This is a genomic window from Pseudomarimonas salicorniae, assembly GCF_023156535.1.
GTDB classification, from domain to species: Bacteria; Pseudomonadota; Gammaproteobacteria; order Xanthomonadales; family Xanthomonadaceae; genus Pseudomarimonas; species Pseudomarimonas salicorniae.
The window spans coordinates 184052-202728 of the sequence record NZ_JALNMH010000006.1 but is presented as its reverse complement, the minus strand read 5'-3'; the positions used below and the strand labels follow the sequence as shown (position 1 = coordinate 202728).

At 68.3% G+C, this 18677-nt stretch carries 14 protein-coding genes; 5 read left to right on the top strand and 9 right to left on the bottom strand.

The window, feature by feature from the left end; genetic code table 11:
- Positions 1–146: 146 nt before the first annotated feature.
- The 7 genes from M0G41_RS08750 to M0G41_RS08720 all read right to left on the bottom strand — a co-directional run bounded on the left by M0G41_RS08750 (position 147) and on the right by M0G41_RS08720 (position 8244).
- On the bottom strand, positions 147–995 hold the full coding sequence (locus M0G41_RS08750; RefSeq protein ID WP_248208024.1) for an ABC transporter permease subunit: 849 nt from the start codon (positions 993–995) through the stop codon (positions 147–149).
- Positions 992–1903 (bottom strand): ABC transporter permease subunit, encoded by a 912-nt coding sequence (locus M0G41_RS08745; RefSeq protein WP_248208023.1) that lies wholly within the window; start codon positions 1901–1903, stop codon positions 992–994. Before M0G41_RS08745 ends, M0G41_RS08750 begins: the two co-directional genes overlap by 4 nt.
- Positions 1900–3054: an ABC transporter ATP-binding protein gene (locus M0G41_RS08740; RefSeq protein WP_248208018.1), complete on the bottom strand. Its 1155-nt coding sequence runs from the start codon at positions 3052–3054 to the stop codon at positions 1900–1902. Before M0G41_RS08740 ends, M0G41_RS08745 begins: the two co-directional genes overlap by 4 nt.
- Positions 3055–3270: 216 nt before the next feature.
- Positions 3271–4416: an extracellular solute-binding protein gene (locus tag M0G41_RS08735; RefSeq protein WP_248208016.1), complete on the bottom strand. Its 1146-nt coding sequence runs from the start codon at positions 4414–4416 to the stop codon at positions 3271–3273.
- Between the two features lie 134 nt (positions 4417–4550).
- A complete protein-coding gene (locus M0G41_RS08730; protein WP_248208014.1) occupies positions 4551–5909 on the bottom strand; it encodes an aspartate aminotransferase family protein in 1359 nt (452 codons plus the stop codon).
- 201 nt (positions 5910–6110) lie between these two features.
- Positions 6111–7490: a glutamine synthetase family protein gene (locus M0G41_RS08725; RefSeq protein ID WP_248208012.1), complete on the bottom strand. Its 1380-nt coding sequence runs from the start codon at positions 7488–7490 to the stop codon at positions 6111–6113.
- 1 nt (position 7491) lies between these two features.
- Positions 7492–8244 (bottom strand): gamma-glutamyl-gamma-aminobutyrate hydrolase family protein, encoded by a 753-nt coding sequence (locus M0G41_RS08720; protein ID WP_248208010.1) that lies wholly within the window; start codon positions 8242–8244, stop codon positions 7492–7494.
- A gap of 182 nt (positions 8245–8426) precedes the next feature.
- Here M0G41_RS08720 and M0G41_RS08715 point away from each other — a divergent pair, with 182 nt between their 5' ends.
- The 4 genes from M0G41_RS08715 (at position 8427) to M0G41_RS08700 (ending at position 14414) form a co-directional block, all read left to right on the top strand.
- Positions 8427–9794 (top strand): glutamine synthetase family protein, encoded by a 1368-nt coding sequence (locus tag M0G41_RS08715; protein WP_248208007.1) that lies wholly within the window; start codon positions 8427–8429, stop codon positions 9792–9794.
- Positions 9787–11070, top strand: a complete 1284-nt coding sequence (locus M0G41_RS08710; RefSeq protein ID WP_248208004.1) for an NAD(P)/FAD-dependent oxidoreductase — start codon at positions 9787–9789, stop codon at positions 11068–11070. Before M0G41_RS08715 ends, M0G41_RS08710 begins: the two co-directional genes overlap by 8 nt.
- 498 nt (positions 11071–11568) lie before the next feature.
- Entirely contained in the window at positions 11569–12078 is a 510-nt protein-coding gene (locus M0G41_RS08705) for a hypothetical protein (RefSeq protein ID WP_248207996.1), read from the top strand.
- Positions 12079–12482: 404 nt separating this feature from the next.
- Positions 12483–14414, top strand: coding sequence for a M2 family metallopeptidase (locus M0G41_RS08700; RefSeq protein WP_425511241.1), 1932 nt, complete (start codon positions 12483–12485; stop codon positions 14412–14414).
- A gap of 661 nt (positions 14415–15075) precedes the next feature.
- On the opposite strand, the gene cysK is transcribed toward M0G41_RS08700, so the two are convergent.
- Positions 15076–16059 (bottom strand): cysteine synthase A, encoded by a 984-nt coding sequence (cysK, locus tag M0G41_RS08695; protein ID WP_343226472.1) that lies wholly within the window; start codon positions 16057–16059, stop codon positions 15076–15078.
- Positions 16060–16083: 24 nt separating this feature from the next.
- The gene (cysG, locus tag M0G41_RS08690; RefSeq protein ID WP_248207990.1) at positions 16084–17535 is read right to left on the bottom strand and encodes a siroheme synthase CysG; all 1452 of its coding nucleotides are present in this window, start codon (positions 17533–17535) and stop codon (positions 16084–16086) included.
- A gap of 148 nt (positions 17536–17683) precedes the next feature.
- Between cysG and M0G41_RS08685 the strand changes: the two genes are divergently transcribed.
- Positions 17684–18652, top strand: coding sequence for a LysR family transcriptional regulator (locus M0G41_RS08685; RefSeq protein ID WP_248207989.1), 969 nt, complete (start codon positions 17684–17686; stop codon positions 18650–18652).
- Positions 18653–18677: the final 25 nt, after the last annotated feature.

Sequence of the window (18677 nt, the reverse complement as noted above, 5' to 3'; positions counted from 1 at the left end):
CGCTTCGGGCCCGAATGATGCCCTACCCGGCGCATGCGTCGCATGCAGGGAGCCGCAAGGGTGGCATCGGGCGCATTGTGGGCCTTCGCCGCGCCTTGGCGAACCGTACTAACGTCCGCCTTGCGCGCCACGGCCTCGCCCGCCAGCTAATCCCCCTGCTGCAGCGCCTCCTGCATCTCGCGCTGGCGCTTCTTCTCGTCGCGGGACATCAGCCACCAGCCGACCAGGGCGGCGAGGCTGACGATCAGGATCAGCAGGGTGGCGAGGGCATTTACCTTGGGACTGACGCCGAGGCGCACCGAGCTGAACACCTTCATCGGCAGGGTGGTCGAGGCGGGGCCGGAGACGAAGCTGGCGATGACCAGATCGTCGAGCGACAGGGTGAAGCCGAGCAGCCAGCCGGAGACCAGGGCCGGGGCGATGATCGGCAGGGTGATCACGAAGAACACCTTGAACCGGTTTGCGCCGAGGTCCATCGCCGCCTCCTCGAGCGAGCGGTCGAGTTCGGACAGCCTTGAAGAGATGACGATGGTGACGAAGGCCATGGTGAAGGTCACATGGGCCGCCCAGATCGTGCCGATGCCGCGGGTGCTGGCGATGCCGAACAGGTCGGACAGGGTCACGAACATCAGCAGGATGGACAGGCCGGTGATCACCTCGGGCATGACCAGGGGCGCGGTGATCATCGCCGCGAACAGGGTCTTGCCGGCGAAGTGACGCATGCGGGTCAGGCTCATCGCCGCCATGGTGCCCAGCACCACCGAGGCACAGGCGGTAAGGAAGGCCACCTGCACGCTGACCCAGGCGGCGTCCATCATCTGCCGGTCGCGGAACAGCTCGCCGTACCACTTGATCGAGAAGCCCGACCAGACGGTGACCAGCCGCGACTCGTTGAACGAGTAGATCATCAGGCTGAGGATCGGCGCATAGAGAAAGACGATGCCGGCCAGCAGCAGCCAGCGGGCCATCGGCGAAACCGCGGCGACCTGTTTCATGACAGCTTGTCCTCCAGCTCCCGGGCCTGCGCCTTGTGGAACAGCACGATCGGGATCAGCAGCAGCATCAGCATGACGATGGCCACCGCCGAGGCCACCGGCCAGTCGCGGTTGTTGAAGAACTCCTGCCAGAGCACGCGGCCGATCATCAGGGTGTCGGGGCTGCCGAGCATCTCGGGGATGACGAACTCGCCGACCACCGGGATCATCACCAGCATCGAGCCGGCGATGATGCCGGCCTTGGACAGCGGCAGGGTTATGCGCCAGAACACGGTCAGCGGCCGCGCGCCGAGGTCGTAGGCGGCCTCGAGGTAGCGCAGGTCGAGCTTGACCAGGTTGGCGTACAGCGGCAGCACCATGAACGGCAGGTAGGCATAGACGATGCCGATGTAGACCGCGGTGTCGCTGTAGAGGATCTGCAGCGGCTCGTCGATCAGGCCGATGCCCATCAGCATGTTGTTGAGCAGGCCGTTGCCCTTGAGGATGCCGATCCAGGCATAGATGCGGATCAGGAACGAGGTCCAGGATGGCAGCACCACCAGCATGATCATCACGTTGCGGGTGGAGGGCTTCATCCGGGCGATGGCATAGGCCATCGGATAGCCGATCAGCAGGCAGAAGAAGGTCGAGACCACGGCGATCTTCAGCGAGCTGAGGTAGGCGTTGGCGTACAGCGAGTCGCGGATCAGGTAGGCGTAGTTGTCGAGGTTCAGGACCACGGTCAACGCGTTCTCGGCCCAGACCAGCAGGCCGGTGTAGGGCGGCATGGCCAGGGCGGCCTTGGCGAAGCTGATCTTGAGGACGATCAGGAAGGGCACGGCAAAGAACAGCAGCATCCACGCATAGGGCACCGAGATCACCGCCCAGCGCGGCCCGGGGACGAAGCGGCGGAGCGCGGCGAGGTTCATGAGGACAGCACCACGCCTTCGTTCTCGCCCCAGCTCAGCCAGGCCTCGTCGTTCCAGGTGAAGTGCTCGGAGGCCCAGCGGCGGTCGTTGATGGCGTTGACCAGCAGCTTCTTCCCGCTCGGCAGGGTCACGTGGTAGACGGAATGGCTGCCGAAGTAGGCGATGTCCTCGATCGTGCCCTTGATCTTGTTGTGCGGCTGGGCGGGCTCGTCGCGGCTGATGCGGATCTTCTCCGGGCGCAGTGCCAGGGCCACTTCCTGGCCCTCGTAGCCGGAGACGCCGTGGCCGACGTAGATCGAGCCGTTGATGTCCGGGGCGATGATGGTGATGTGGTCGGTCTCGTCCTCGCCGATCTTCCCCTCCAGCAGGTTCACCGAGCCGATGAAGCCGGCGGTGAAACGCGAGTTCGGCTGCTCGTAGACCTCGTCCGGGCTGCCGACCTGGCGGATGCGCCCGGCGTCCATGATGGCGATGCGGTGGGCCATGGTCATGGCCTCTTCCTGGTCGTGGGTGACCATCACGCAGGTCACCCCCTGCTTCTCGATGATGTTGGCGAGCTCGAGCTGCATCTGCGAGCGCAGCTTCTTGTCCAGCGCGCCCATCGGCTCGTCCAGCAGCAGCAGCTTGGGCCCCTTGGCCAGCGAGCGGGCCAGGGCCACGCGCTGCTGCTGGCCGCCGGAGAGCTGATGCGGCTTGCGCTTGGCGAGCTTGCTCATCTGCACCAGGGTCAGCATCTCCTCGACGCGGCGGGCGACCTCGGCCTTGGCGAGCTTTTCCTGCTGCAGGCCGAAGGCGACGTTCTGCTCCACCGTCATGTGCGGAAACAGGGCGTAGCTCTGGAACATCATGTTGGTCGGCCGCTGGAACGGCGGCAGGCCGTCCATGGGCTGCCCATCGATCGACATCGTGCCGGCGGTGGGGCGCTCGAAGCCGGCCAGCATGCGCAGCAGGGTCGACTTGCCGCAGCCCGAGGCGCCGAGCAGGGCGAAGATCTCGCCCTGGCGGATGCTGAGGCTGACGTCGTCGACAGCGACGAAGCCGTCGAACTCCTTGCGCAGGCCCTCGATGCGCACATAGCCGTGATCACCGAGATGGTCGGTCTTGGCAACGCCGGGAACGGAGATGGGAGCGGCTTCTACCGGTTGGGTCATGGGAGGTGCGTTCCGGGCAGACGGTCAGGAATGAATGAGGGGTCTCTACCCCCTCCCGGCCTCCCCCTCCCGCGCGTTGCGCGGCAAGGGGAGGGGAAAGACGCTGGCATCGCAGCTTGAAGCTGTCGCCCGCGGCCCGCGCCCTGCCCCTCCCCTTGCGCGGCGAAGCCGCGGAGGGGGAGGTTGGGAGGGGGTCACCGGGCGGACGGGCCGGCCCTACCGCCCGGTCTTCAGCCGCGTCCACAGCCGGGTGTAGAGGCGGTCCACCTCGGGCGGCAGCACCGCGAGGGTGAACAGCTTGGCCTTGACCTCCTCGGGCGGATAGACCGCGGGATTGATCCGCACGGTCTCATCGAGCAGCGGGAAGGCCGCGGTGTTCGCGCTGGCGTAGGTGACATAGTTCTGGATGTCGGCCATCACCTGCGGCTTGAGCAGGTAGTCGATCAGGGCATAGGCCTCGTCGACGTTCTTCGCGTCCTTGGGGATGGCCATCATGTCGAACCACATGATCGCGCCCTCGGAAGGGATGACGTAGTTGATCTCGACGCCGTTGTCGGCCTCGACCGCGCGGTCGCGGGCCTGGAAGACGTCGCCCGACCAGCCGACCGCGACACAGATGTCGCCATTGGCCAGATCGGTGATGTACTTGGAGCTGTGGTAGTAGCGGACATGCTCGCGGATAGCGTCGAGCTTGGCCCCGGCCTTCTCGATCACCGCCTCGTCGAAGCTGTTCGGCTCCTCGCCGAGGTAGCTCAGTACGGTCGGCACCATCTCGGTCGGCGTGTCGAGGAAGGTCACTCCGCAGTTGGCCAGCTTGGCCATGGTCTCCGGCTCGAAGACCATCTTCCAGGAGTCCACCACGTAGTCGGCGCCGAGCACCTCCTTGACCTTGGCCACGTTGTAGCCGATGCCGGTCGTGCCCCAGAGGTAGGGCACGGAGTACTTGTTGCCCGGGTCGGTCTTGGCGATGCGCTCCATCAGCACCGGATCGAGATTGCCGTAGTTCGACAGGCGCGAGCGGTCGATCTCGGCAAACACGCCCGCCTGGATCTGCCGGCCGAGGAAGGACAGCGAGGGCACGACCACGTCGTAGCCGCTTCCGCCCGCCACCAGCTTGGCCTCAAGCGTCTCGTTCGAGTCGAAGACGTCGTAGGTCACCTTGACCCCGGTCTCGGCGGTGAAGTTGGCCAGGGTCTCCTCGCCGATGTAGTCGGACCAGTTGTAGAAATTCACCGAGCGCTCGGCAGCCGGCGGAGGGGCCGCGGGCTCGGCGGCCTGGTCGGCCGGGGGCGCCTGCTGTCCGCCGCAGGCAGACAGGGCAAGGGCGGAGACGACGAGCAGGCACAGCGGGGTCTTGCGCATGGTGAACTCCTTTCGACAGCCAGCTGGTTGAGCGGTACGTACGGCAGTTCTTGCTTGGGCGCGGTCGATCTTAGCGGTGATGAGCGGGCAGGACAGCCGGTCCTTGCGCCGCTCCGGTGCGGCGGCGGGCCGGTTCAGCCCTGCCTGAGTGCAGCCGCGGTCTGGTCCAGCGTCCTCCAGGTCTTTTCGATCAGTTCGTCGATCTCGCCGCGCGAGATCACCAGCGGCGGCGAGAGCAGCATGGCGTCCCAGGTGGCGCGCAGGATCAGCCCGTTCGACAGGGCGATATCCCGGCACAGTCCACCGACCCGGCCACGGTCCTCGAAGAAGGTTCTCGACGGCTTGTTCGGCACAAGCTCGAGGGCCCCGACCATGCCGCAGATGCGGGCTTCGCCGACCAGCGGATGCTCGGCCAGCTGCGTCCAGCGCTGGGCAAGATAGGGCCCGGTGTCCTCGCGGCAGCGCTCGACGATGCGTTCTTCCTGCAGGATGCGCAGGTTCTCCAGTGCGACCGCGCAGCAGACCGGATGGCCCGAGTAAGTGTAGCCGTGGGCCAGTTCGCCGCCCTGCTCGCGCAGCACGCCGGCCACGCGCTGGTTCATCAGCACTCCGCCCAGCGGGATATAGCCCGACGTCAGCCCCTTGGCGATCGGCATCAGGTCGGGCTCGATGCCGAAGGTCTGCGAGCCGAACCACTGCCCGGTGCGGCCGAAGCCGCAGATCACCTCGTCGGCGACCAGCAACACGTCGTACTGCCGGCAGATGCGGTTGATCTCCGGCCAGTAGGTCGAGGGCGGGATGAACACGCCGGCCGCGCCCTGCAGCGGCTCGGCAATGAAGGCGGCCACCCGCTCCGGCCCCAGCTCGAGGATCTTCGCCTCCAGTTCCCGCGCCCGGGCGAGGCCGAACTCCTCGGGCGACATCTCCCCGCCCTCGCCGAACCAGTAGGGCTGGTTGATGTGGTGGATGCCGGGAATCGGCAGCCCGCCCTGCTTGTGCATGCCGGCCATGCCGCCAAGGCTGGCACCGGCCACGGTCGAGCCGTGGTAGCCGTTGTGTCGGCCGATGAAATGGAACTTCTCCGGCCGCCCCTGCACCGCCCAGAAATGCCGCACCAGACGCAGGATGGTGTCATTGGCCTCGGATCCGGAGTTGGTAAAGAAAACGGTGTCGAGGTCGCCCGGCGCCAACTCGGCAAGCTTGGCCGAAAGCTTCACCGCGGGCTCGGTGGTGCAGCCGAAGAAGCTGTTGTAGTAGGCCAGCTCGTCCATCTGCCGCCGCGCCGCCTCGCCCAGCTCGCGGCGGCCATAGCCGATGTTCACGCACCACAGCCCGGCAAAGGCATCGAGCAGGCGGTTGCCGTCCTGATCCCATACATACACCCCCTCGCCCCGGGTCAAGATCCGCGTCCCCTTCTCGCCCAGCGCCTTGTTGTCGCTGAACGGATGCAGATGATGCGCCGCATCCGACGCGCGCAGGGCTTCCAGGTTCACTGCCGCGAACCTCCCGGGACTCGGTCCACCACGCCCCCTTCAAACCTTCCGTCGCCCATCGCCCACTCCATCCCGATCCAACTCCCCAACCTCAAGATACGCCCCTGGCTCCTGAGCCCCGAGCCCTGACCGAACGAAGCGAAGGCGCAGGTGGCGGAGCCACCGTTGTCGCGCAGCGACCGAACCCTGGGCCCTGGGCCCTCAAACGTTCAAAAGCAAGAACTCCCGCTCCCAGCTGCTGATGACCCGGAAGTAGGTTTCGTATTCCTTTTCCTTGACCGCCGAATACGCGCCGACGAAGCGGCTGCCCATCACCTCCTTCAGCGGCTCGCAATCGCGCAGGCCGTCCAGCGCCTCGTGCAGCGAGCGCGGAATGGTGACGCCGCGGTCGTGGGCGTTATCGGTCATCGGCTCGGTCGGGGTGAGCCGCTCGCGGATGCCGAGCAGCCCGCAGGCGAGCGTGGCGGCGACCGCAAGATACGGATTGGCGTCGGAGCCCGGGAAGCGGCTCTCGACCCGACTGTTCTCGAGCGAGTCCACCGGCACGCGCAGGCCGCAGGTGCGGTTGTCGTAGCCCCATTCGACGTTCTTCGGCGAGATCTCCCCGAGCAGCAGGCGCCGGTAGGAGTTCACGTTGGGCGCGAAGAACGGCATCGCGAACGGGATGTACTTCTGCAGGCCGGCCAGGTAGTGCTGGAACAGCTGGCTATGCTCGCCGGCCTTCTTGCCTGCGAAGACGTTGTTGCCCTGCGCATCCACCAGGCTCTGGTGCAGGTGCATCGCGCTGCCCGGCTCGTGCTCCATCGGCTTGGCAAGGAAGGTGGCGTAGACGCCATGGCGCAGGGCCGCCTCGCGCATGGCGCGTTTGAACAGGAACACCTGATCGGCCCGCGACATCGGGTCGGCGTGCTCGAAGTTGACCTCCAGCTGGGCCGCGCCGCTCTCGTGAATCAGCGTGTCGACATCCAGCTCCATCGCCTCGGCGTAGTCGTACATCAGGTCGAGGATGGGGTCGAACTCGTTGACCGCGTCGATCGAATAGGACTGCCGCGCGGTCTCCGGCCGGCCGCTGCGCCCGGCCGGCGGCTGCAGCGGGAAGTCGGGATCGGTGTTCTTCTGCACCAGGAAGAACTCGACCTCGGGCGCGATGATCGGCTTCAGGCCGAGCGCCTCGTAGGCGGACAGCACGCGCCGCAGCACGTTGCGCGGGGCCAGCTCGTGCGGCCGGCCGTCACGGGTGAAACAGTCGTGGATGATCTGCGCCGTGGGGTCGGTGGCCCAGGGCACCATGCGCCGGGTGTCCGGATCCGGCCGCAGGTACATGTCCGAGTCCGAGGGCGAGACCAGCTCGTAGTAGCTGTCGGGAAAGTCGCCGGTGACCGTGGTGACGAAGATGCCCTCGGGCAGCCGGGTGCCCCACTCGTGCGAGTACTTGGTGGCCGGGACGATCTTGCCGCGGGCATTGCCGGTGAAGTCCGGCACAAGGCACTCGACCTCGGTGATCCGGTTGTCCTTGAGCCAGCGCTTCAGCTCGCTCTCGATCTGCGCCTGCGGCGGCGGCAGGTTCTTCTTCTTGGCCATCTCAGCGACGCCTTGCCTGGTGGCGACGGCAGGCGTCGCCGAAATGCCGGAAGGTGCCGGCGTAGAAGGGATTCTCGGTGGCCCGCCACTCCGGGTGCCACTGCACCGCCAGAAGGTAGGAGTCGGGGTCGGCATGACGCACGGCCTCGATCAGGCCGTCGTCGGCTCGGGCCTCGACCAGCAGGTCGCGACCCAGCCGCTCGATGCCCTGGCCGTGCAGGGAGTTGACCTCGACCCGCGTCGAGCCGGCGATGCCCGCCAGCCAGCCGCCTTCGGCAAGGTTCACCGGATGCGCGGGCGCGTACTGCACCTCGAGCGGCTGCGCCGTGTCCTCGCGGTGGTCAGCATAACCTGTCGTTTCGTGGACCTTCTGCAGCAGGCTGCCGCCGAACGCGACATTGACCTCCTGCAGGCCGCGACAGACGGCGAACACCGGCAGGCCGCGCTGCAGCGCCATCGGGATCAGCGACAGGGTCGCCTCGTCACGCTCGGGGTCATGCAGGAAGCCGGGATCGACAACGCCTGCACCGAAGCGGCGCGGCTCGATATTGCTGTGCGAACCGGTGAGGAACAGGCCGTCAACCTCGTCCAGCCATTGCCCGGTGTCCAGCGCCCACGGCGAAGGCAGCGGCAGCGGCCAGACCCCGGCCGCCTCATGGAGGGCGCGCAGGTATTTCTCGCCCACCGACTGGAACGGGTGGGGACCGATCATCTTGCGATCCGCGGGAACCGCCACCTTGGCAAGCCGGGGCATGCATGTGGGTCTTGGGAGAGCTGTCGGCACCCTACCCCTCCCGTTCGACTTTTTCAACGGCCATCCATGGAACAGCCAGTTGCAGGCGGTTTCGCGCCGCTTCCCGGCGCAGGGCGATGAGAATTCTTGACACTTTCACCTTCTGTTAGCATCCGCCGATTCGCCCCCGAACCCGTGCTTTCATGGCCACCCTGCAGCTGAACGACGCCGACGCCGCCGCCCTTGCCGCCCTGCCCGATGCGGCCGCGGTGGACCTGATCCTGGCCGACATGAACGGCCTGCTGCGCGGCAAGCGCATTGCCCGCAGCGCGCTGGACAAGGTCTGGTCGCAGGGCGTGTGCCTGCCGATGTCGCTGATCGCCACCGACATCACCGGCAATACCGTGGAGGAAACCGGCCTCGGCTACGACATCGGTGACGAGGACCGGGTCTGCCGGCCGCTGCCGGGCTCACTGCGACCCGTGCCCTGGGCAAACGTGCCGACCCTGCAGGCCCTGCTGTGCATGGAGGACCTCGCCGGCACCGCCTTCGAGGCCAATCCACGCGAGGTCCTGCGCCGGGTGCTGGAGCGCTACGCCGCCCGCGGCTGGACGCCGGTCGTGGCGGTGGAACTGGAGTTCTATCTGCTCGACGCGCGCCTTGACGAGGCCGGCCATCCGCGGACCACGATCAACCCGAACACCGGACAGCGCAATCACGCCACCCAGGTGTATTACCTGCAGGACCTGCAGGACTACCGCGGCTTTACCGAGGCGGTGGCGGCGGCCTGCGCCGCCCAGGGCATCCCGGCCGACACCGCGGTGGCCGAGTACGCCCCCGGACAGTTCGAGATCAACCTCAAGCACCGCGCCGACGCGCTGGCCGCCTGCGACGACGCGCTGATGCTCAAGCGCGCGATCAAGGCCGTCGCCGAGCAGCAGGGCATGCAGGCCAGCTTCATGGCCAAGCCCTTCGTCGGCCAGGCCGGCAGCGGCCTGCACGTGCACGCCAGCGTGCTCGACCGCGAGGGCCGCAACGTCTTCGCCTGCACGCCGGAGTCGCCCTCGGACAACCTGCGCCACGCCATCGGCGGGCTGCAGCGCTGCGCCGATGACTGCATGCTGCTGTTCGCCCCGCATGCCAACAGCTACCGGCGCTTCGTGCTCAACGCCTTCGTGCCGCTGAACACCTGCTGGGGCTTCAACAACCGCACGGTGGCGATGCGCGTGCCCTATAGCGACCCCGACAATGTCCGCATCGAGCACCGCATCGCCGGCGCCGATGCGAACCCCTATCTGGTCACCGCGGCGGTGCTGGCCGGCATGCTGGACGGTATCGAGCAGGGCCACGACCCGGGCCCGCCGGTCACCGGCAACGCCTACGAGCAGACCGAGCTGCAGGAGCCACACTGGCGGCAGAGCATCGAGCGCTTTCTTTCCAGCGACTATGTGGAGAAGCAGTTCGGCAGCGCGTTCCGGCACATCTACGGCCAGCAGAAGCTCAAGGAGCTGCGCAGCTTCGAGCGCGAGGTGACCTCGCTGGAGGTGGACTGGTACCTGCGGCATGTCTGAGCCGCTGCCGCATGCGCCGTCCTGGTATGCGGCCAGCGTCGATGCAGCGCCCCTGCTGCCCGCGCTGAAGGGCGACCTCGGCGCCGACGTGGTGGTGCTGGGCGGCGGCCTGACCGGGCTGTCGGCGGCCATCGAACTGGCCGAGGCCGGCCGCCGCGTGGTGGTGCTGGAAGCCCAGCGCATCGGCTGGGGCGCCTCCGGACGCAATGGCGGCCAGGCGATCTTCGGCTACGGTTGCGAACCGCACGTGCTGGAGGCCGCGCTGGGCAGTGACGTCGCCCGGGCGATGTTCGACTGGTCGCTCGAGGGGGTGGAGATGATCCACCAGCGCAGCGCCCGCTTCGGCATCGACTGCGACTGGCAGCCCGGCCACGCCCACGTCGCGATCAAGCCGCGCCAGGAGCGCGCCCTGCGCGCCGAGCGCGAGCAGCTGGCCGAGCGCTACGGCTACGAGCTGGAATGGTGGCCGCGCGAGACGCTGGTTCGGCAGCTCGACAGCCGGCGCTACCTCGGCGCGCTGTTCGATGCCCGCAGCGGCCACCTGCATCCGCTGAAGTACGTGCAGGGCCTGGCCCGCGCGGCGCGGGAACTCGGCGTTCAGGTGTTCGAGGCCAGCCCGGTGATCCGCATCGAGCGCGGCGAGCCGCTGCACTTCCACACGCCGGCCGGCCGCGTGACCGCTGCCTTCGGCGTGCTCGGCGGCAACGCCTATCTCGGACCGCTGGTGCCGGAGCTGCGCACGCGACTGATGCCGGTCGGCAGCTATATCGCCGTCACCGAGCCGCTGGGCGAGGCCCGCGCCCGCGGCCTGATCGGGAACGGCATGGCGGTAGCCGACGTCAACTGGGCGCTGGACTACTTCCGCCTCACCCGCGACCACCGCCTGCTGTTCGGCGGCCGGGCGAGCTATTCCACCCTGCCCCCGCCGCACCTGCCAGGGGTGATGCGCCGGCGCATTGCCAAGGTCTTTCCGAACCTGGGCCCGGTGAAGCTCGAGTACGTCTGGGGCGGCAATATCGGCATCACCGCCAGCCGCGCCCCGCACTGGGGCCGGCTAGGCAGCAACCTCTACTACGCACAGGGTTACAGCGGGCACGGCCTCAACACCGCCCAGCTGGCCGGGCGGATCATCGCCGAGGCCATCCGCGGCCAGTCCGAACGCCTCGATGCCTTCGCCCGCCTCCGCCACCTGCCCTTCCCCGGCGGCCGCTGGCTGCGCACCCCGCTGCTGGTCACCGCGATGGGCTGGTACAAGCTGCGGGATGCGCTCTGGTAGCTTGTGGTTGAAGGGCAGGACTGGGCGCGAAGCGGACCTTCCGCAGATCCCAAATGTAGGAGCCAGCTTGCTGGCGATAGGCGCCCCGGACGGGACGATCGCCAGCAAGCTGGCTCCTACACGCAACGGCGCTGCAAGGTCCGGTTTGCGCCGCAAAGCAGGCCTTGCCGCAGTCAAATTGTGGGAGCGCCCTTGGGCGCGACCGCAGCGCTACGGATTCACCACAGACCGCGGCCAGAGCGGAACTCCGCGGTCGCGCCCAAGGGCGCTCCCACAGTCGGGCTGCGTTGGGCGTCAGCGAAGCCCCATAGGGTGCGTCCTGGACGCACCGATACGGGCGTTCGGACGGTATGCCCGGTGCGGCCAGCCGCGCCCTATGAATGTCTTCTTTATGAATGTCTGCTTTGCGCCCGAGTCTTCCTGAACGGATTGCCAAGGAGAGGCGCAGGTTTTGCTCCTCGCATACAATCCGCCGCCACCCGTCCCTACGTTCCGCCGATGTACGCCGCCCCCGCTCCCGCCGCCCCTGCCGCCGCTACGGATCCCGTAGAGGTGCTGCGCCTGCGCGACGTGGATGTGGGCGCCGTGCGCGATCTGCTGGCGGAGTTTGCGCTGGAACTGGTTGAGGTGGCCGAGGGCGAGGCGATTCCGGGCAGTTTCTGGGGCGACGAGGAGGCCGGGGTGATCGCCAGCCGGGTGTTCGCCCGGCCCGACACGCCGGTGCATTCGCTGCTGCACGAGGCCTGCCATCTGATCGTCCTGCCGGAGGAGCGCCGTGCGCTGGTGCATACCGATGCCACCGACTCGGTGATCGAGGAGGACGCCACCTGCTACCTGCAGATCCTGCTGGCCGATCGGCTGCCCGGGGTGGGCCGGGGGCGGCTGACGCGCGACATGGACGCCTGGGGCTACACCTTCCGCCTGGGCTCGACGCAGGCCTGGTTCGAGGCCGACGCCGAGGACGCCCGGCGATTCCTCGCCGGGCGCGGCCTGCCTCATGGCCCCTGAACAAGGGGTTTCGCTGCGCTGCTGGCGGCAGCGCTCGGCGCCCCCCTTTCCCTGATCGCCCTGAGCTGGCCGATCGCCTTCATGGCCTGGGCCCACGTCGGCCTGGTGCCGATGTTCGCGACCCTGCGCGGGGAACTGGCCGCAGGCCGACCTCCGCCTGCTGGCCGGGCTCTACTTCGCGGATGCCGACGTGGTGCAGCGACGGCTGGACACCCTGTGCCGCTGGGGCCACCCGCCCTTTCCGGCGGGCGCGCACTGCGCCGGGCAGGGCCCTCCGGCACCGCCCTCCGCCCGCTGAGGGGAGCCGCTGCGCGGCACCACTGCCACTTGCACCGCATTCAGCCGCCGTCTAGCCTGCGCCCTCCCCGCAACGATTGCGGACCGCAATGACTGGAGAGTGCACCGTGAAACTGCCTCGCGCGCCGCTGGCGATTTCGATTCTGGCTTCCCTTACCCTGCTGGCCGGCTGCGGCAGTGCGCCCGAGGGCGAGACCGCCGCCCCGGTGGCCGAGGCGCCGAAGGAGAGCGCCGACGCCTTCATCGCCCGGGTCAACAAGACCATGGCCGAGATGATGCCGGCCGGCACTTCGGCGGCCTGGCTGTCGCAGACCTATATCAACGACGACACCGCCCGTCTTGCCGCGGCCTACAGCGAGAAGCAGCTCGCCCAGCTCAACGAGTTCGTCGAGCAGGCCAAGCAGTACGAGGGCCAGCCGATGAGCGAGTCGACCGCACGCGCCATCGCCCTGCTCAAGCTCGGCACCTCGATGCCGGCACCAAAGGATCCGGCCAAGCTCAAGCGCCTGACCGAGCTGGCCACCGGCCTCGACCAGGCCTACGGCTCGGGCAGCTACTGCACCGGCGAGGGCGAGGAGCAGGTCTGCCGGCAGATCGGCGAGCTGTCCGAGACGCTGGCCAAGAGCCGCGACTACAACGCCCAGCTGGAGGCCTGGCAGGGCTGGCACACCATCTCGGTGCCGATGCGCGCCGACTACCAGGAGTTCGCCGCGCTGATCAACGAGGGCGCGCGCGAGATGGGCTACAAGGACGCCGGCCACATGTGGCGCTCCGGCTATGACATGGATCCGGATGCCTTCAAGGCCGAGACCGACCGTCTGTGGGGCCAGGTCAAGCCGCTCTACGACAACCTGCACTGCTACGTGCGCAGCGAGCTGACCGAGAAGTACGGCGATCAGGGCACGGTCGACGGCAAGTACCTCCCGGCCCATCTGATGGGCAACCTGTGGCAGCAGGACTGGGGCAACCTCTGGGACTTCCTGCAGCCCTACCCGGGCGTGGGTGACCTCGACATCAGCAAGAGCCTCGAGGACAAGCGCGCCCGCCTGTTCGCCGACCGCGTCGCCAAGCTCAGGGACACCGCCAGCGCGCGCCTGGTCGAGGAAGGCATCGCCGCCGACTTCGATATCGCCAAGGACATGACCCAGCTGGCCGAAGGCTTCTACACCGGTCTTGGCATGCCGGCCCTGCCGGAGTCGTTCTACGAGAAGTCGCAGCTGATCAAGCCGCGCGACCGCGACGTGGTCTGCCACGCCAGCGCCTGGCAGATGAATCCGGACGCTTCGGACGTGCGCATGAAGATGTGCATCAAGCCGAACGAGGAAGAGCTGACCACGATCTATCACGAGCTCGGCCACATCTATTACTACCTGGCCTACAAGGACCAGCCGCCTATCTTCCAGAGCGGCGCGCATGACGGCTTCCACGAGGCCATCGGCGACACCATCGTGCTGTCGATGACCCCGGACTACCTGAAGTCGATCAACCTGGTCGGCGACGCGGTGGTCAGCGAGCAGGCGACCATCAACGAGCAGATGCGCATGGCCCTGGCCAAGGTCGCCTTCATGCCCTTCGGTCTGATGATCGACCGCTGGCGCTGGGGCGTGTTCGACGGCTCGATCGCGCCTGAGAACTACAACAAGGCGTGGTGGGAGCTGAAGGCCCAGTACCAGGGCGTGGCGCCGTCCAGCCCGCGCGGCGAGGACTTCTTCGACCCGGGCGCGAAGTACCACGTGCCGGGCAATACGCCCTACACGCGCTACTTCCTGTCCCACGTGCTGCAGTTCCAGTTCTACAAGGCGCTCTGCGACGCCTCGGGCCACGAAGGTCCGCTGCACACCTGCAACTTCGCCGGCAACAAGGAAGCCGGTGCGAAGTTCTGGGCCATGCTGCAGAAAGGCCAGAGCCAGCCGTGGCAGCAGACCATGAAGGAGCTGACCGGCACCGAGACCATGGACGCCTCGGCGGTGCTCGAGTACTTCGGCCCGCTGCAGGGCTGGCTGAACGAGCAGAACCAGGGCAAGAGCTGCGGCTTCTGAGGCCTGCCGCCTGGCTGACCCCACGACGCCGGCCCCGTGCCGGCGTTGTGCGTTTCACGGGGCCTTGGGGCGTCAAACGGACATTCGCAAAGCAAGAGCGATTGGGTCCGCGAAAGACGCAAAAGACGCGAAAGACGCGAGCGGCACTCGTACAGCGCAGCTTGCTGCGCTGAAGCCAAGCCCTGCCGCGCCATCGGGGGCGTTAGCCGAGTTCATAGGGTGCGGCTGGCCGCACCGGACGTACCGTCCGAACCCCCGTATCGGTGCGCCGAGACCCACCTCATGTGACTTCGCTGACGCTCAACGAATCCCGACTGTGGGAGTGCCCTTGGGCGCGACCGCGGAGATCCGCTCTGGCCTCGGCCTGTGGTGAATCCCTAGCGCTGCGGTCGCGCCCGAGGGCACTCCCACAGTTTGACCGGGCAACGCCTGCGTTGCGGCGCAAACCGGACCTTGCAGCGCCGTTGAATGTAGGAGCCAGCTTGCTGGCGATCGTCCCAACCAGGGCGCCTATCGCCAGCAAGCTGGCTCCTACATCGGGGTTTTGCACTACGTCTGCTTTGCGCCCTGCGTTTTCCTTGGCGCGGCTGTCGCGCCGATCGAACGCTACGCCCGGTGCGGCCAGCCGCACCCTATGAAGTGCGGATCGCCCGCGCGCGCGTCAGGCCGCGGCGCTGCTGTCGCCTGCCTCCAGCGACGCCAGCCAGGCGTCGTCCGAGCCTTCCTCGACGCCTTCGAAGAGGAAGGTCGACAGGTAGCGCTCGCCGGTGTCGGGGAGCATGGCGAGGATGGTGCTGCCCTTGGGTGCGGATTCGGCGACCTTGAGCGCAGCGGCGGCGGTGGCGCCGGCGGAGATGCCGACGAAAATGCCTTCCTCGCGAGCGAGGCGACGCGCGGTGTCGCGCGCGGTGATGTCGTCGATTGGCAGGTTCTCGTCGAACACATCGCGGTTGAGGACCTTGGGCACGAAGTCCGGAGTCCAGCCCTGGATCTTGTGCGGCTGCCACTCCTTGCCAGCCAGCAGGGAGGCCCCGGCGGGTTCGGTGGTGACGATCTTCACCTCGGGACGGGCCACCCGCAGCACCTCGCCGACGCCGGTCATGGTGCCGCCGGTGCCCCAGCCGGACACGAAATAGTCCAGCGGCCGACCCGCGAAGTCGCGGAGGATCTCGGCGGCGGTGGTGCTGCGGTGGTAGGCCGGATTGGCCGGGTTCTCGAACTGCCTCGCCAGGAACCAGCCGTGCTGTGCGGCCAGCTCCTCGGCTCGTTTGACCATGCCGCTGCCGCGCGCCGCGGCGGGAGTCAGGATGACCTTGGCGCCGTAGCCGCGCATCAGCTTCCGCCGCTCGATGGAGAAGGTCTCGCTCATCACCGCAACGAAGGGATAGCCACGCGCGGCGCAGACCATGGCCAGGGCCACGCCCGTATTGCCCGAGGTCGCCTCGACCACGGTCTGACCGGGCTTGAGGGTGCCGCGCTGCTCGGCGTCGAGGATGATCGCCAGCGCCAGGCGATCCTTCACCGAGCCGCCGGGATTGAAGGCCTCGACCTTGAAGAAGAGTTCGATGCCCTGCGGGGCGATGCGGTGGGCACGAACCACCGGCGTGCGGCCGATGGTGTCGAGGATGCTGTCGTAGATCATGATCAGACTCCGGAAGGCGTGTCGGGATCAGGCCGCGCTGGCGAGTGCCGCGGGAACCGCGTGTACAGGATGGTGACGCAGCGGCTTGGCGCCGAACCAGTGCAGCCGGTCACCCAGCGCCGCCACTTCGCCCGTCACCAGCAGCGCCGGGGAGCCTACGTTGAACCTCGCGGCGTCGGCCGGCAAGTGCTGCAGCGTGGTCAACACCACACGCTGATCCGGCCGACTGCCGTTCTCGATCAGCGCGCAGGGGGTATCAGGGCCGCGTCCGTGGGCGATCAGCTGGTCCGAGAAGTCGGCCAGGGCCGACACCCCCATATAGACGGCGAGGGTCTGCCGCTCCTGGGCCAGGGCTGCCCAGTCATGAGTGTCGAGCGAGTCGCGGCAGTGCGCGGTCAGCAGGCGCACCGACTGGGCGTGATCGCGGTGGGTCAGCGGGATGCCGGCGTGCGCGGCGCAGGCCAGGGCCGCGGTGATCCCGGGGATCACCTCGTAGTCGATGTCGTGTTCGCGAAGGTGCTCGATCTCCTCGCCGCCGCGGCCGAAGACGAAGGGATCACCGCCCTTCAGCCGGACTACGCGCAGGCCCTGGGCGGCGTAGTGGACCATCAGCCGGTGGATCTCCTCCTGCGGGGTGAAGTGCTGGCCGGCACGCTTGCCGGTCTCGATGCGCTCGGCATCGCGGCGGGCCAGCGCCAGCACCGCTTCGGGCACCAGCCGGTCATGCAGGATGATGTCGGCCTCCTGCAGGCGGCGCAGCGCCTTCAGGGTGACAAGGCCCGGATCACCCGGCCCGGCACCGACGATCGAGACCATGCCGGCCGGCCGGGCCGCGGCCAGCGAGAGGGCCTGATGCAGGGCGGCGATCGCCCCGGGACGATCGCCGGCGGCCAGCCGCCGGCCCACCGGTCCTTCGCGCTGTGATTCGAGAAAGCGTCGCCGCGCGGGCAGCTCGGGAAGGCGCTGGCGGATCAGGCGGCGATGCTCGTGCAGCAGGCTGGCCAGTGGACCAACATGCTCATCGAGCAGGACCTCGATCTGCTCGCGCACCTGACGCGCCAGCACCGGCGCCGCGCCCCCGCTCGAGATCGCCACCTGCAGCGGCGCGCGGTCGACCACTGCCGGGGACTGGAAGCTGGACAGTTCGATGTCGTCGACCACGTTCGCCCAAAGCCGGCGCGCCTCGGCATCGGCGGCGACGCGGGCATTGAGCGTGCGATCACTGGTCGCCACCACCACCAGCCAGGCCTCATCGAGCTGGCCGGGCTCGTACTCCCGGCCGATCCACTCGAGCCGTGCTTCGGATACCAGGGCCTCGACATGCTCTCCGAGCGCCCGGGCAACCACCCTGACCCGCGCCCCGGCGGCGATCAGAGGGCTGATCTTGCGCGCCGCGACGACACCGCCGCCGACAACCAGCACGGGCCGGCCGCGCAGCCGGGCGAACAGCGGAAAGAGGCGATCGGGATCCTGGTCCATGAGCGGACGTTAGGCCGGCCCCGAGGGACCAACAAATGGTCCGCCGGCAGCAGCACATGTCGATCGGTCATCTTGGCCCCGGGCGCTGCGCTTGTCCTGCCGCGACGCTTGCCCCAGCATGGCGGCTGCGCCCGCCCTGCCCCGAGCCATGACCCTCACCCAGCTGCGCTACCTGGTCGCCATCGCCGATGCCGGCCTGAACATCACCCTGGCCGCCGACCGCGTCCACGCCACCCAGCCGGGGCTGTCCAAGCAGCTCAAGCAGCTGGAGGAAGAGCTGGGCTTCCTGCTGTTCTCGCGACGCGGCCGGGCGCTGGGCTCGGTGACGCCGGCCGGCGCCGAGGTCCTCGAGCGGGCCCGCAATATCGTTGCCGAGGCCGACAACATCCGCGCATTCGCCGCCAATCAGCGCCGCGAGGTGCAGGGCGAGCTGACCGTCATCACCACGCACACCCAGGCGCGCTTCGTGCTGCCGCCGGCCATCGCGGCCCTGGTCAAGCGCTATCCGGATGTCTCGGTACACCTGCAGCCGGTCGGCGAAAGCGACGTCCTCGACCTGCTGGCCCGGGGCAGTGCCGACATCGCGATCACCTCGACCGCGGGTGACATCGCGCCGGGTGGTGGCCTCGCCCTGCCGCTGTTCCGCTGGCAGCGCCGGGTGCTGGTGCCCAAGCGCCACCCGATCGGCGAGCTGCGCGCACCCGGGCTCTCCGACCTCGCCGCGCACCCGTTGCTCAGCTACGAGTCCTCCGTCCGGCCCGAATCCTCGCTGCGCCGCGCCTTCGAGGCCGAGGGACTGATGCCCCAGCTGGCCCTGACCGCGCGCGACGCCGATCTGATCAAGACCTATGTGCGCGCCGGTCTCGGCGTCGGCCTGCTGGCCGAGATGGCCTTGTTGCCCGAGGACGACCGCGACCTGACCAGCCTGCCGGCGCCCGCCTCGATTCCCGCCTGCACCACCTGGGCGGTGCTGCCGCGCGAGCGGGTGCTGCGCGACTACACGCTCGACCTGCTGCTGGCCCTGGCCCCCCAGCTGGACCGCCGGGATGTGCGCCAGGCGCTGGAGATCAATGCGCCGCACGACTGGCCGCCGCCGCCCGAGTGGCAGCCAGCGTAAAGTCTTTGTGGTTGACCGCAGGCGG